Below are 14,576 nucleotides of genomic sequence, written 5' to 3'. Positions count from 1 at the left end.
ACAACAAAAACAATCACTGTGAGGGATACCGGTATGTCAGAGAACGTTCAAACCCTGGAAGCCGTGCGCAGCGCGGGCACCAGTCAGGAAACCCAGAAAGTCATCTTTGCCTCCTCCCTCGGGACGGTCTTCGAGTGGTATGACTTTTTCCTCTACGGCGCCCTCGCGGCGGTGATCAGCAAACAGTTTTTCGCCGGGGTCAACGACACCACGGCGTTCATTTTTGCCCTGATGGCGTTCGCCGCCGGTTTCGTCGTGCGACCATTCGGTGCGCTGGTGTTCGGTCGGTTGGGAGACATGATCGGACGCAAATACACCTTCCTCGCCACCATCGTCCTCATGGGCCTGGCGACGTTCTGCGTCGGGTTGCTGCCGACTTACGCCAGCATCGGCATCGCCGCGCCGATCATTCTGGTGGTGCTGCGCATGCTTCAGGGCCTGGCCTTGGGCGGTGAATACGGCGGCGCTGCCACTTATGTCGCAGAGCACGCGCCCATCGGCAAGCGTGGTTTCCACACCAGCTGGATTCAGTCGACCGCGACCCTCGGCTTGCTGCTGTCGCTGCTGGTGGTACTGGGCTGCCGTTACTTCACGGGCGACCAGTTCGAAGTCTGGGGCTGGCGCATTCCGTTCCTGTTTTCCATCGTGCTGCTGGGCATCTCGACCTGGATCCGCATGAGCCTGCACGAATCGCCGGCCTTCGTGAAAATGAAAGAAGAAGGCAAGCTGTGCAAACAGCCGATTCGTGAGTCGTTCGGCAAATGGGAAAACCTCAAAGTCGTCTTGATTGCCCTGTTCAGCATCAACGCCGGACAAGCGGTGACCTTTTACGCTGCGCAATTTTACGTGCTGTTCTTCCTCACCCAGTTCCTGAGGATGGACCCGGCGGTGGCCAATGGCTTGCTGATCATCAGCGTGACCATCGGTGCGCCGTTCTTCATCTTCTTCGGCTGGCTGTCGGACAAGGTCGGGCGTAAACCGGTATTAATGCTGGGGCTGTTACTCGCCACCGCTTTGTACTTCCCGATCTTCAAGACCCTGGCCCACTACGCCAACCCGGCCATCGACCAGGCCAGCCGTCAGGCGCCGATAACCGTGATGGCCGACCCGGCGACCTGCACATTCCAGTTCGACCCGGTGGGCAAGGCGAAATTTGATAGCCCGTGCGACAAGGTCAAGACCTTCCTGGTCAAGCAAGGCCTGCCGTACCAAAGCGCAGCGGCCCCGGCCGGCAGCGACGTGCAGATCAGTATTGGTGACGTGAAGATCGACGGCTTCGACGAAGCGGCCCTGCGCGGCGCCGTGACCCTCGCCGGTTACCCGCAGCAGGCGGACCTGCAGCAGATCAACAAACCGATGATCGTCGCGCTGATCGTGGCGCTGATCATCATTTCCGCCATGTGCTACGGCCCACTGGCGGCGCTGATGGTCGAGCTGTTCCCGACCCGCATCCGCTACACCTCGATGTCCCTGCCCTACCACATTGGCAACGGCTGGTTCGGCGGTTTCCTGCCGACCGTGTCGTTCGCGCTGGTGGTGTACACCGGGGATATTTTCTACGGGCTTTGGTACCCGGTGGTGATCACCGGGGTGAGTCTGGTGGTGGGGATGATCTGTTTGCGAGAGACGCGTAACGTCGATCTGGACAAGAACTGAGATCGACCCGAATCCTGTAGGAGCGAGCCTGCTCGCGATGGTCGTAAACGAAAACGCGTGTTGTCTGGATAAACACGGCGTTCTCGAGTCCATCGCGAGCAGGCTCGCTCCTACACGGGCAGTGCCAATGAAAAAAATCGCGTTTAAACCTCGGCGTCGAGCAACTCGAACTTCACTTGATCCGGGTAAAACGCCACATATCCTTTAATCTGATCGACAGGCACCTTGGGGTTCTCATAACTCCACACCGCATTCGCACCTTCATGCCCCGGCACCTGCAAGCTGAAATAGCTGGCATCGCCCTTGAAGGGGCAATAGCTGGTGTGATCGGTGCGGGCGAAATACTTCTCGTCGATGTCCTCGCGCGGCACGTAGTACACCGGTGGGTAATTGGCCTCCAGCAGTACCAATGCCCGCGCCGAAGCGGCCACCTGGATACCGTGAAACTTCACCAACAAACAGCCAGGCTGCTCGGCGATGGTGATGACAGGGCTAGGACCGGAGCTTTTCATGGAAAACGTTCCTCATGACGGTGATGGACCTGTAGGCAAGGCTGCCGGTGACGGTGGCAGCGCCGAAACCTATGAATGCCGACTTATCAGGTATAACCCAAGTTCCGCCATTTCGACGGCTTCACAGCCGAACGGGAGCCCTGCGCTTCAAGCATTCAATTGCGCCAGATAAGTCCAGGGATAGATGCCCCGCTCGTGGCCATCGCTGAACACCAACTGCACGCCATAGCCTTGCGGGTTCAATTCGATGACCCGAACCTGCGCATCGACCATCGGCGTCAGGCCCTGCAAACGAAAGGCTCGGCATTGCGAGCACGGGCACTGGCGGCGCAGCTCGGCGTGGTCGAGTCGTTGTTCGCGACCGTCCGGCCAGTTCAGGCGCAATTGCCGGGCGCTTGTCGAATTTCCCACTGACAGCGGATTCATTGCAGTTGACTCAAGGCGATGCGCACCGCTTTGCGCACCTCTGGATCGCCATCGTCCTGCGCGGCTTGCAACGCGGCGATGGCCCGCTGATCGCTCAATTCGCCCAAGGCCAACGCCGCTTCCTTGCGCAGGTTGCTGATGCGGTGGCCGAGGGTTTCGATCAGCGCATCGAGCGCGGGGGCATAGCGCAAACGACCGAGACTGCGGGTGGCGCGCAAACGCACTTGCCAATAATCGTCGCCCAAGGCCTGGACCAGGGCCGGGCCGGCGTCGATGTGTCCGACCTTGCCCAAGGTGGTCGCGGCTTCTTCGCGCACTTGCCAGGCCTGATCCTGCAATGCCTGGCGCAGTGCCGGCAGCACCTGAGCGTCAGATGCCAGACCGAGGGCACCGGTAGCGGCGCGGCGCACTTCCGTGTCCGGATCATCGCTGGCCAATTGCGCCAATGCCGGCAAGGCTTCGAGTTGCTTGAGCCAGCCCAGCACGCCGACGGCTTCGCGGCGTACGCCAGCGTCCTCATCGTTCAGCGCGTTGGCAGCCGCCGTAGCGGCATCGGCGCAACGCAGCTCGCGCAATGCCCGGAACGCGGCAATGCGCACACGGAGGTCGGCATGCCCGGTCCACGGCAGAATCACCCGCCCCGCCGCTGCACTTTTCAGCAGGCTGAGGCTTTGTGCAGCGGCGGCCTGCACCGCTTCGCTCGGATCGGTCAGCGCCTGACACAACGCCTGAACCACGGGCTCGTCCTCCCAGGCTTCGAGCAAGCGCGCGGCCTCGGCGCGGACCTCTTCGGTCGGGTCCTGAGAGAGTCGATCCACCAGCCACAGCAGGCCGTCCGGTTCTTCAAGGTCAGCCAGTTCGATCAGGGCAATCCGGCGCACGCCGGGGTCCTCATCGGTCAGACGTGGTTGCAGGGCGATAATGTCGGCGTTGTCGGTTACAGCAAAAAGTGAGGTCATAGGGCAAACCGCGGCAGTTTGTTTTCAGGAGGCAGTCCGAGAGGGTTCAGGCGTGGCAGCTGCCGACCGTCTTCGTGACGCAGGAGTTCGAGGCAATGGCGCTTCAAGCGCGAAAATTCGTGGCTCGTCACCAATTCGGTGGTGCGAGGCCGGGGGAAATCGAGGCGCAGGTCTTCGATGATGCGTCCCGGTCGTGAGCTCATGACCAACAGCCGATCGGCAAGGAACAGCGCTTCGTCGATGTCGTGGGTGACGAACACCACGGTGGTGCGGATGCGCGTCCAGATATCCAGCAGCAGTTCCTGCATGTTCAAGCGGGTCAAGGCGTCGAGGGCACCGAACGGTTCGTCCATCAGCAACAGTCGCGGACGATTGACCAGCACCCGGGCGATTTCCACCCGTTGTTGCATGCCGCCGGAAAGCTGATCCGGCCATCGCTCGGCAAAGCCGTCAAGGCCCACCAGCGCGAGGATTTCGTCGGCGGCTTTATGCCGTTCGACTTTGCCGATACCGCGCATTTTCAGCCCGAAAGCGACGTTGTCGCGCACCGTGCGCCACGGGAACAGCGTGTGTTGCTGAAACACCATGCCGCGCTGCGGCGAGGGGCCGGACACCGCCGCGCCATCCACCGTGAGCGTTCCGGCACGCGGCTGCAAGTGACCGGCCAGCGCGCCGAGCAACGTGGATTTGCCGCAACCGGACGGCCCGAGAATGCACACGAACTGCCCCGGTTCGATCTGGCAATCGAGGCCCTGTACGGCTTCGAACGCCGCGTGGCCTTCGCCCAGGCTGATCGACAAGCCGCGAATATCTATTCGCCCTTCAGGGTGTTGAAACGCGCTCATCAGCTTTTCCCTCGTGGACGGTGCCAAGGCGTAAACAGTCCGCCCAGACGTTTGATCAACAGGCTGCTGCCCATCCCCAACACCCCGATCAGCAACATGCCGACGACAATGTCGGCGTAGTTCTGGATGGTGTACGACTCCCAGGTGTAGTAACCGATGCCGTACTGGCCAGAGATCATTTCTGCCGTCACCAGGCAGAACCACGACGTGCCCATGCCGATGGCGAGGCCAGTGATGATGCTGGGCGCAGCACCGGGCAAGATCACTTCCAGCAGGATTGCCCGGCGCCCTGCCCCGAGGCTTTTCGCCGAGGCGATCAGCCGTGGATCGACGCCTTCGACGCCGTGCACGGTGTTGAGCAGAATCGGGAACAACGCGCCGGTGAAGGTGATGAACACCATCGACAGCTCGGATGACGGGAACATCAGGATCGCCAGGGGAATCCAAGCCACCGCCGGGATCGGGCGCAGCACTTCCAGCGGCGGCAGCAAAACGTCTTCGGCCCATTTCGAGCGCCCGATGGCCAGGCCCAGAGCGATACCGATGATCAGCGCAGCGAGGTAACCGGCGAACACCCGGCCGAGGCTGCTGCTCAGGTGTCGGCCGAGCTTGCCGGAGTCGCCCAGCCCCAGTGCGGCCTCGATCACGGCCAGCGGGGTCGGGACGTTGGCGAAGGTTATCAGGCCGAGGTTCCAGTGGTGGCTGGCGGCGAGTTGCCAGAACAAAAGGCAGAGCAGCAGTGAAGCGGCTCTGGGTATCCAGCGTGAATAGGATCGGTACACAGTTATTCCTCTCAACCAAAAAACCCGTATGAGCTGGCTTGCCGGCGATAGCGGTAGTTAAGTCGACATCAATGTTGAATGTCCGTCAGCAATCGCCGGCAAGCCGGCTCCTACAGGGTTAGCGGGTGGCGACGGCCTGCGTTGTGGCATCGGTAAAGTCAAAGACCTTGCCGCCCTGCGCCGTGGCGTACTGCTGGGCCTGGCCCTTGAGCAGGAACGCGCTCAAACGCCCTTTCGCATCACTGGCAAACCACGCCTGATCCGCCAGCAACTTGATCCCGCTGTCGCTGGCCTGGGCATACACCGCGCGGATGTTTTTGCCTTCTTGCTTGAGGTTGGCCAGTGCGGCGAACGCTGATTCCGCCGAGGCGTACTGGCGGACTTTCGGCTCGCCACGCACCCAGATTTCGGCCACACGGCTGAAGTCGGTGATGGCTTTGCCGCTCGCCGCATCGCTCGCCTTCAGTGGCGTTTGTGCGTAGTTGGCCAATTGCGCGGTGTAGTCCAGGTTTGAGGCTTTGAAGGCGGTGCGGATGTATTGGTCGTCGATGAAGCTGTTCAGATCGAGTCCGCGATCGGCTTTCTTCAACAGCTTGAGCGTATCGATAGCCGTGCCCACGGCCTGGCGGTATTCCGGTTTCCAGCTCAGGTCGCGGGTTTGCACACCCAGCGGGCCGTGGAACAGGTAGTTGACCTCGGCATCGACGCCGGTGACCTTGGCGATCAGTTCGCTGTACTTCTCCGGTTCCGCGGCCAACAGCTGATTGGCCTCGATGCTTGCCCGCAAGTAAGCGACGACGATTTCCGGGTACTTTTTCGCGTAGGCCTGGTCGACCAGCGCGCCGTGGAATGTCGGCGCTGCGGCCTGCGAACCGTCGTAGATCTTGCGTGCGAAACCGCGGCTCGGGAACAGTTCGGCAAACGGCACGAAGTCTGCGTGAGCGTCGATCTTGCCGGCCTGCAATGCGGAGCCTGCGACTTCCGGTGGCTGGGCGATGATGTTCACATCTTTCAACGGATCCCAGCCTTGAGCCGCCACGGCACGCAGCAACATGCCATGGGCGGTGGACGCGAACGGCACGGAAATGGTCTTGCCTTTGAGCTCTGCCAGCGATTGCACGCCCGACGCACTCGGCACCACGATGCCGTTGCCGCTGCCTTGTGTGCTGCCCGACAGCACGCTGATAAACAGGCTGTGCTTGCCGGCCGTTTCAAACGCCACGCCGTTGAAAGCACCGGGGAAATCGGCCATGGCGCCGAAGTCGAGTTTGCCGGCCACCATTTCATTGGTCAGGGGTGCGCCGCTGGTGAAGTTCTTCCACTGCACCTCGTACTTCGCATCTTTGTATTGGCCGTCGTGGGGCAGGTATTTGTCCAGCAGGCCCAGCTCGCGAATCAACAGACCGCCAGCGGCGCAGTTGATCGTGGTGTCCTGGGTGCCGATGGCAATGCGGATGGTTTCGGCCGAGGCCGACAAGGTGAATGACGCCAGTACCAGACCGGCAAAAGCTGCACGCAACATGAGTGTTTCCCCTCGAATCATTTATAGGATGTTCGTCTCCGCCACGATCAGGGCGCGGTGGGAAACGAGGGGTGTTTTTGAATCAGGCGTCCGGTGGTGGCCGGATGGCGGTTTTTTCGTTGTCTGGGCTGGCCTCCATCCCCCTGTAGGAGCCGGTTTGCTGGCGATGGAGTGTCAGCTGAATCGATGGTGACTGGCACGCCATCGCCAGCAAGCCGGCGCCTACAAGGTTCTTGTTTCAGCGTAGGAGGTACGGAATTTCGACTTTCACAGCGCCCGTCGGGCAGTCTTTTTCACAGGGCATGCAGTACCAGCATTCATCAAACGCCATGTAGGCCTTTTGCGTGGCCGGGTTGATCGCCAGCAGGTCCATCGGGCAGACGTCGACGCACACGGTGCAGCCTTTGTGGGCGATGCATTTGTCCTCGTCGACGGTGACGGGGGCGTTGGAGCGGAAGAAGATTTCCTGGGCTTGATAGGCCATTTCACGGTCTCTCTCTTGGGTGATGCTCAAGCGGCATCGGCGCGGACTCGCAGTCGGTCGTAGATCTGCATTTCTTCGGCATCCAACGCAATGATGTAAGGCTCAACGGCCTTCTTGAAGCTGGTCATCTGGCCGTTTTCATCTTTCTTCAGATGGCAATGGCAGAACCAGTCGCTGTCGTCGCGTTGCGGGTGATCGACCCGATAGTGGTAAAGCCCCCAACGACTTTCAGCGCGGAACAATGAAGCGCGGGCAGCCATTTCGGCGCAGTCGCGGATCATGCTGACTTCCATCGCACGCATCAGTTCGTGGGCGTTGTGCGCCTTGATCTGATCGAGGTCACGCTGGATATCGCTGAAGCGTTGCAGACCGATCTGCATTTTCTTGGTCACTTTCGGCGGTTGCAGGTAGTCGTTGACGAAGCGCCGCAGCTTGTACTCGACCTGCGCCGGTGGCAGGCCGTGTTCACGGTCCAGCGGTGCGTAGACCCGTTGTTTTTCGGTTTCGATCTGTTCGGCATCCAGCGCAGAAAACTCGCGGTCTGCGACAAAATCCGCCGCGTTGTTACCGGCAAACCAGCCGTAGGTAAAGGCACCCAGCATGTAGTTGTGCGGCACCGCGGCCATGTCGCCTGCCGAGTACAAACCCTTGACCGAGGTCTCGGCCTTCTCGTTGACCCACACACCGGAGGCCGAGTGACCGCTGCAAAAACCGATCTCGGAAATGTGCATCTCGACCATCTGCGTGCGGTAGTCGGTGCCGCGATTGGCGTGGAACTGGCCGCGACTCGGGCGTTCGTTGCTGTGCAAAATCTCTTCGATGTTCTGGATGGTTTCCTCGGCCAGGTGATCGAGTTTGAGGAACACCGGGCCGTTGCCGCTTTCGAGCTCCTGGTGGAACTCCCACATCATCTGCCCGCTCCAGTAGTCGCACTCGATGAAGCGTTCGCCCTTGTTGTTGGCGGTGTAGCCGCCCAGTGGGCCGGTGACGTAGGCGCAGGCCGGGCCGTTGTAATCCTTGATCAGCGGGTTGATCTGGAAGCACTCCAGGTTCGCCAGTTCCGCCCCGGCGTGATAGGCCATGGCATATCCGTCGCCGGCATTGGTCGGGTTTTCGTAGGTGCCCATCAGGTAACCCGAAGACGGCAAGCCCAGACGCCCGGCCGCACCGCAAGCGAGGATCACCGCCTTGGCCTTGATCACATGAAAGTCAGCCGTGCGGCAATCGAAGCCCATCACACCGTTGACCGTGCCCTCTTCATCCTTCAGCAAACGGGTGCACACGACGCGATTGGTGATGCTGACCCGTGCCCGTTTCAACTGGCGATACAGGACTTTCTTGATGTCATGCCCTTCCGGCATCGGCAACACGTAGGCGCCCATGTGGTGGACCTTTTTCACCGCGTAGTCGCCGGTCTCGTCCTTCTCGAACTTCACGCCCCAGCGGTCCAGTTGCTCGATGGTTTCGAAGCTGTGGGTCGCGTAGGCGTACACCGCTGCCTGATTGACGATGCCGTCGTTGGCAATGGTGATTTCCTTGGTGTATTGCTCCGGTGTCGAGTGGCCGGGAATGATGGCGTTGTTCAAGCCGTCCATGCCCATGCTGATCGCGCCACTGCGCTTGACGTTGGCCTTGTCGATCAACAGCACCCGCAGATCGCGGTTACGTTCCTTGGCCTTGATCGCCGCCATCGGCCCGGCGGTGCCACCGCCGATCACGACGATGTCGTATTCCTGCTCAAGCGTGTTTCGAGTCATGCCTGATCCCCTTTTTGCCGATCAATCCGCAAGCGGTACTGGAACGCATCGCCACGGTAGTAAAGGTGTTCGAAATCCACTGGCTGGCCATTGGCGTCGTGGGTCAGGCGTTCGATGCGCATGATCGGCGAGCCGGGTTCGACGTTCAGCGCCTGGGTCAGGTCGCTGTCGGCCAGCACCGCGTCGATGGCCAGATCGGCATGACCGAGCGCCAGGCCGCAGTCGTTTTCCAGGATCAGGAAAATGTCGCGAGTGACCAGATCAGCCTTTTCGAGGCGTTCGCCGATGGCTTTTGGCAGGTAGGTGATTTCCAGCGAGATCGGTTCGCGGTTGATCAGGCGCACCCGTTTGATCTGCGCCACGGTTTCGCCTTCGGCCACCTGCAAACGCTCGGCGACCAGTTTGTCGGCAGCAATGAATTTGAAGCTGCGCAGGCGGTTGATCACCTCGTAGCCGCGCCCGGTCATGGACTCGGCCAGGCCTTGCAGGGTGCTGACGTTCTGGAAGGTTTTCGGCTTGGCGACGAAGGTGCCCTTGCCGTGGATCTTGAAGATCAGCCCTTCCTTTTGCAGATCGCCCAACGCCTGGCGCACGGTGATGCGGCTGACTTTGAACAACGCGCCGAGTTCGCTCTCGGAAGGCATCTGGCTGTCTTGCGGATATTGGCCGTCGAGGATGCGGGCACGCAGCACGTCGCGCAGTTGGGTGTGCAGCGGAACACTGCTGAGGGATAGAACGTTATCGGTCATGAAGATCACTTGTTATAACGAGTTATGACGTGATCTTAGAGACGTTATGACAAGCTTGAGAAATACCGAATGAGCATAAGGTTAGATTCTAGCGACTAGCCCTGCAGGAGCCGGCTTGCTGGCGAAAACCGGTAACGCGCTAAATCTGACACACCGCCTTCGCTGGCAAGCCAGCTCCTACAGTGATCGCCCACCTGTAGGAGCTGCGGAAGCCTGCGATCTTTGGCTTTTACTCAGCCAATGCGCAGCGCACGCAAATCGAGACGGCCATCCTTGATCGGCGGGCACCAGTAGTAGCCACCCGTGATCGGCCGGCTGATGCGATACAAGCCGTCAGTAATCCCGTCTTCCAGACCGCTCATACGTCGCAGTTGGGCTTCGAACGCGTCGAGGGAGAAACCGAAGGCCAGGAACATCAGGCCTGCGCGGTCACCTTCGATCCACGGCATCGAACGGCGCACCACGAACGCCTCGGGGGCGAAGCTTTCCTGGGCGGTGCGTTTGACGTGAGCGGAAACCGGCGCGTCATCGATCTCTTCGTTGTCGCTCAAGCGGCGGCCCATGATGTTGTCCTTGTCCTCGGACGACATCGCGTGAAAGCCCTTCAGGTCATGCTGCCATTGCTGGATCGCGGCGAAGCTCCCGCCGACCGTGCCGTCCGCGCCCTCACCCACCAGCGCCGCAGCCACGGCGGCTTCGTCGTGCGGGTTCTCGGTGCCGTCTTCGTAGCCAGTCAGGTCATGGCCGCTCATGTGGCGGAAGGTTTCGTTCATCTGCACCAGACGCAGGGCCGGTGCCAATGCCGCTTCGATGGCGTTGCTGCGGTTGAGCAACTCGCCTCGGTCATCACCGTGCAACCAGCACCAGAGCGCATGTTGAGTCGACGGGTTGTCGACGCCGACGCCGGTCAATGCCGGGAACGTGCGCAGGCCGTCGATGTGGCGGTCCAGGGCCTTGACCAGGGATTCGCCAAAGCCGATCACCGCCGACTTGCCGTTCACCAGAGCTTGCAGTTTGTCGAGCGCAGCCGGCAGTGCAGCCGCCGATTCCAGGGCGAAGAACATATGACGGGCTTGAGGCGGAACGGGGGTGGCGAGGATGCCCGGCTGGAAATAACTCATATGAACTCCTTTTGAAAGAGTCCGAAGTTTACCTCCCGCACAGTCACTTGTGTGCGCTCAGGTCAAAAGAACAGGTATCACCCCATGCCGATTGCGGTCTACGCTTCAAGCACAAGATCCAGACCCTCAACCCCTCTACTCTGCCCATCAGCGCTCAATAACGGTTAAAAAAAACCGGCATTGAGGCGTATAACCTTTGAAGTGAATTTGAACGGCAGCCGCCAGCGCATGGCTGACACCACCTACGGGGTAGCGACATGACCACAGCACCGATTCTTGGCAACCTGTTTCCCGACGCCGGCAGCATCCCGGAAAAACACCGCCTCGACGGCCCGACCGAACAGCGTGAATACCTGGTCGACGGCACGCTGAGAACCTGGCCCGGCCCGCTCGCCCAGGTCCGCAGCCCGGTTTATCTGAGCGGTCCGAACGGCGATGAACAAGCCATCCTCGGCAGCACGCCTCTGCTGGATGCCGACACCGCATTGACCGCGCTCGATGCCGCCGTCCGCGCCTACGACCGGGGTCAGGGCCTCTGGCCAACAATGCGTGTAGCCGAACGCATCCAGCACGTCGAAACCTTCCTCGCCCGCATGCGCGAACAGCGTGAAGCCGTGGTCAAGTTGCTGATGTGGGAAATCGGCAAGAACCTCAAGGACTCGGAAAAAGAGTTCGACCGCACCTGCGACTACATCGTCGACACCATCAACGCGTTGAAGGAACTCGACCGCCGCTCCAGCCGATTCGAACTGGAACAGGACACCCTCGGCCAGATCCGTCGTGTTCCCCTCGGCGTCGCCTTGTGCATGGGGCCTTACAACTACCCGCTGAACGAAACCTTCACCACACTGATTCCGGCACTGATCATGGGCAACACGGTGGTGTTCAAACCGGCCAAACTGGGCGTGTTGCTGATTCGTCCGCTGCTGGAAGCCTTCCGCGACAGTTTTCCGGCCGGGGTGATCAACGTCATCTACGGCAGCGGTCGCGAAACTGTCAGCGCGCTGATGGCCAGTGGCAAGATCGATATCTTCGCGTTCATCGGCACCAACAAAGCCGCCAGCGACCTGAAGAAACTGCATCCCAAACCCCATCGTTTGCGTGCGGCGTTGGGCCTGGATGCGAAAAACCCCGGCATCGTCTTGCCGGAGGTGGATCTGGACAACGCGGTCAGTGAAGCGGTCACCGGCTCGTTGTCGTTCAACGGTCAGCGCTGCACCGCGTTGAAAATCCTTTTCGTCCACGAAGACGTGGTCGAGGCCTTCATCGACAAATTCAACACCAAACTCGCCACGCTAAAACCCGGTATGCCGTGGGAAAGTGGCGTGGCACTGACTCCTCTGCCGGAGTCGGGCAAGGTCGATTACCTGCATTCATTGGTGGCGGATGCTGAGGCCAAAGGCGCCAAAGTGGTCAACCCCAATGGCGGCGAAACCCGTGCTTCGTTCTTCTACCCGGCGGTGCTTTACCCCGTCACGCCACAGATGCGCGTCTATCAGGAAGAACAGTTCGGCCCGGTGGTGCCCATCGTGCCCTATCGCCATCTGGACACCGTGATCGATTACGTCCTGGAATCGGACTTCGGCCAGCAATTGAGCATTTTCGGCACCAACCCGGTGGCGGTTGGGCGACTGGTCGACACCTTCGCCAACCAGGTCGGTCGGATCAACCTCAACGCCCAATGCCAGCGCGGCCCGGACACCTACCCATTCAACGGCCGCAAAAACTCCGCCGAGGGCACATTATCGGTACATGACGCATTGCGAGTGTTTTCAATCCGCACCTTGGTTGCGACCAAGTTCCAGGAGACCAACAAGGACTTGATCAGCGAAATCATCAGCGGCCGTAGTTCGAGTTTCCTGACCACGGATTACATTTTCTGAGGCACTGATTGAAACTTCAGGCTCCAGCCCTGTTGCATACCGGCGGCCGCCAACAGAATCGCTGCAACCCCTACCCATTGCAGCGGTTCGAGGCGGTGACCGAAGGCGAACCAATCGACGAAAATCGCTGCAATCGGATAGATGAACGACAGTGCGCCGGTCAACGCGGTCGGCAGTTTTTGAATCGCACCGTACAGCAGCACATACATCACGCCGGTGTGCACGATGCCCAGCGTCACTAGGCTGGCCCACGCACCGGGGGCTTGCGGCAGCGCGGAAAAATGCGCGAACGGTGCGAGCAACAACACGCCGGTGCTGACCTGGATCAGTGCGATCAGGTGCGGCGGCGTACCGGTCAGGCGTTTGATGATCAACGCGGCAATCGCGTAAAGGAACGCAGCACCCAGCGCCAGAACGATACCCAGCAAGTATTCGCCGCCACTCTCCCCTTGCCCGCCATGGGCACTGACAATCGCCAGCATGCCGAGGAACGAAACACCCAGCCAGGTCAGTTTCTGCGCGGTGATCTTTTCGTTGAGGAACAGTGCCGCCAGCCCGACCAGCATGAACGGCTGCACGTTATACACCGCAGTCCCGATGGCAATTGATGCACGTGAATAGGACGCGAACAACAACACCCAGTTGCCGACAATCGCCACACCGCTGAGCACCGCCAGCAGAAACGTCGTGCGGGTCAGAATGCCGGGGCGCAGAAAGCCGAACGCCGCGCAAATCAGCAGCAACGTGCCGGCGCCGAACAGGCAACGCCAGAACACCACATCCAGCACCGGTTGCCCGGAGACCAGCACGAACCAGCCGATGGTTCCGGAGATCAGCATGGCGGCCGTCATTTCGAATGAACCGCGACGTATTGTGTTGTCCATCATCAGACTCCTGTGTTTGTGGGCAAAGTATGCCAATGGTCTGAGGGGCATCTCCAGCGTATAAAGCAGGTTAAACTCTGAATCTGCCTTTTTTACGAAGGCGATTGTCGATAATTGCCTAATAGAGGTTTTCGCCATGACCGATGATATCGACCAGGTGCTGATCACGGCCCTGATGGAAGACTCGCGACGCTCACTCAAGGCCCTGGCGCAGATCAGTGGCTTGTCTTCACCCAGTGTTGCCGAACGCCTGCGCCGCCTGGAGGAGCGTGGCGTGCTCAAGGGCTACACCGTGGAAATCGACCCGAAATGTTTCGGTTATCAACTGCAGGCCATCGTGCGCATACGCCCGTTGCCAGGTCAGTTGCAGGAAGTCGAACGGCAGATCATGGCCATTCCCGAGTTCACCGAGTGCGACAAGGTCACCGGTGACGACTGCTTCATTGCGCGCCTGCATGTGCGCTCGATGGAACAACTGGACACACTTCTCGACCGCCTCAATACCCACGCCGAAACCAACACCGCTATCATCAAGAAAACCTCGGTTAAACGCCGGTTACCGCCGATGGAATAAGTGATCTTTGACCTTGCATCATGCAGATTGGCGATCATCTCGACGAAGGAATGACGGTATGAAAGTTCAGGTTCTCCTGGTGGCAGCATTGATGCTCACTGGGTGCGGCACGGTCCAGACAGTCGTGCGCGGTGACGACGTGGCAGTGAAAAGCCTCAAGGAACAGAAGAGTTACTGCGGTGCGGTTCCACGAATTTACAGCGGTGTGACGTACGACTTTTGCGCGTTGAACGCTCCGCTGCAGGATGGAAGGGACGACCAGAAACATGATTTTGCTCCGGCCATTGTGCTGATCGACGTCGTTGTTTCCGCCGCGTTCGACACCTTGTTGCTGCCCTACACCATCTACCGCCAGCAGGCCGATGGCAGCATTATCATCAACGAGTAACCCTGATTCTCAGGCAAGAAAAAACCCGCCGAAG

Annotated in this window: 15 protein-coding genes; 4 read left to right on the top strand and 11 right to left on the bottom strand. The window is 60.1% G+C overall.

Going from position 1 to position 14,576, the window contains the following annotated elements; all coding sequences use genetic code 11:
• Window positions 1-33: 33 nt before the first annotated feature.
• Window positions 34-1,656 carry an MFS transporter gene (locus CKW19_RS10145; RefSeq protein WP_095057785.1) on the top strand — a complete coding sequence of 541 codons (1,623 nt, stop codon included), beginning with the start codon at window positions 34-36 and terminating at the stop codon, window positions 1,654-1,656.
• Between the two features lie 143 nt (window positions 1,657-1,799).
• On the opposite strand, the gene CKW19_RS10140 is transcribed toward CKW19_RS10145, so the two are convergent.
• From CKW19_RS10140 to CKW19_RS10095, 10 genes are all read right to left on the bottom strand, one after another.
• Entirely contained in the window at window positions 1,800-2,168 is a 369-nt protein-coding gene (locus CKW19_RS10140) for a DUF427 domain-containing protein (RefSeq protein WP_095057784.1), read from the bottom strand.
• Between the two features lie 147 nt (window positions 2,169-2,315).
• Window positions 2,316-2,594 (bottom strand): DUF971 domain-containing protein, encoded by a 279-nt coding sequence (locus CKW19_RS10135; RefSeq protein ID WP_095057783.1) that lies wholly within the window; start codon window positions 2,592-2,594, stop codon window positions 2,316-2,318.
• A complete protein-coding gene (locus tag CKW19_RS10130; protein ID WP_095057782.1) occupies window positions 2,591-3,553 on the bottom strand; it encodes a HEAT repeat domain-containing protein in 963 nt (320 codons plus the stop codon). Before CKW19_RS10130 ends, CKW19_RS10135 begins: the two co-directional genes overlap by 4 nt.
• Window positions 3,550-4,398: an ABC transporter ATP-binding protein gene (locus CKW19_RS10125; RefSeq protein WP_095057781.1), complete on the bottom strand. Its 849-nt coding sequence runs from the start codon at window positions 4,396-4,398 to the stop codon at window positions 3,550-3,552. The genes CKW19_RS10130 and CKW19_RS10125 overlap by 4 nt, the downstream gene beginning before the upstream one ends.
• Window positions 4,398-5,180, bottom strand: a complete 783-nt coding sequence (locus CKW19_RS10120) for an ABC transporter permease (protein ID WP_095057780.1) — start codon at window positions 5,178-5,180, stop codon at window positions 4,398-4,400. Before CKW19_RS10120 ends, CKW19_RS10125 begins: the two co-directional genes overlap by 1 nt.
• Before the next feature lie 118 nt (window positions 5,181-5,298).
• Complete coding sequence (locus CKW19_RS10115) at window positions 5,299-6,723, bottom strand: ABC transporter substrate-binding protein (protein ID WP_177408795.1); 1,425 nt, start codon at window positions 6,721-6,723, stop codon at window positions 5,299-5,301.
• Window positions 6,724-6,940: 217 nt separating this feature from the next.
• Window positions 6,941-7,186 carry a ferredoxin family protein gene (locus tag CKW19_RS10110; RefSeq protein ID WP_008050632.1) on the bottom strand — a complete coding sequence of 82 codons (246 nt, stop codon included), beginning with the start codon at window positions 7,184-7,186 and terminating at the stop codon, window positions 6,941-6,943.
• Window positions 7,187-7,212: 26 nt separating this feature from the next.
• On the bottom strand, window positions 7,213-8,943 hold the full coding sequence (locus CKW19_RS10105; protein WP_095057778.1) for a fumarate reductase/succinate dehydrogenase flavoprotein subunit: 1,731 nt from the start codon (window positions 8,941-8,943) through the stop codon (window positions 7,213-7,215).
• Complete coding sequence (locus CKW19_RS10100) at window positions 8,940-9,692, bottom strand: GntR family transcriptional regulator (protein WP_095057777.1); 753 nt, start codon at window positions 9,690-9,692, stop codon at window positions 8,940-8,942. Before CKW19_RS10100 ends, CKW19_RS10105 begins: the two co-directional genes overlap by 4 nt.
• 233 nt (window positions 9,693-9,925) lie before the next feature.
• Entirely contained in the window at window positions 9,926-10,813 is an 888-nt protein-coding gene (locus tag CKW19_RS10095; RefSeq protein ID WP_095057776.1) for a Dyp-type peroxidase, read from the bottom strand.
• 257 nt (window positions 10,814-11,070) lie between these two features.
• Here CKW19_RS10095 and CKW19_RS10090 point away from each other — a divergent pair, with 257 nt between their 5' ends.
• Window positions 11,071-12,696 (top strand): NADP-dependent glyceraldehyde-3-phosphate dehydrogenase, encoded by a 1,626-nt coding sequence (locus tag CKW19_RS10090; RefSeq protein ID WP_095057775.1) that lies wholly within the window; start codon window positions 11,071-11,073, stop codon window positions 12,694-12,696.
• Here the strand turns inward: CKW19_RS10090 and CKW19_RS10085 are convergent.
• The gene (locus CKW19_RS10085; RefSeq protein ID WP_095057774.1) at window positions 12,684-13,580 is read right to left on the bottom strand and encodes a DMT family transporter; all 897 of its coding nucleotides are present in this window, start codon (window positions 13,578-13,580) and stop codon (window positions 12,684-12,686) included. The two genes, CKW19_RS10090 and CKW19_RS10085, sit on opposite strands and share 13 nt — an antisense overlap.
• 136 nt (window positions 13,581-13,716) lie before the next feature.
• On the opposite strand from CKW19_RS10085, the gene CKW19_RS10080 reads away from it, so the two are divergent.
• Window positions 13,717-14,154: an Lrp/AsnC family transcriptional regulator gene (locus CKW19_RS10080; RefSeq protein ID WP_095057773.1), complete on the top strand. Its 438-nt coding sequence runs from the start codon at window positions 13,717-13,719 to the stop codon at window positions 14,152-14,154.
• A gap of 58 nt (window positions 14,155-14,212) precedes the next feature.
• Window positions 14,213-14,542 carry a YceK/YidQ family lipoprotein gene (locus CKW19_RS10075; protein ID WP_095057772.1) on the top strand — a complete coding sequence of 110 codons (330 nt, stop codon included), beginning with the start codon at window positions 14,213-14,215 and terminating at the stop codon, window positions 14,540-14,542.
• The last annotated feature ends 34 nt before the right edge of the window (window positions 14,543-14,576 follow it).

It is taken from the genome of Pseudomonas sp. Irchel s3f7, from assembly GCF_900187615.1.
Classification (GTDB): domain Bacteria; phylum Pseudomonadota; class Gammaproteobacteria; order Pseudomonadales; family Pseudomonadaceae; genus Aquipseudomonas.
This window is presented reverse-complemented; position numbering and strand designations above follow the sequence as displayed.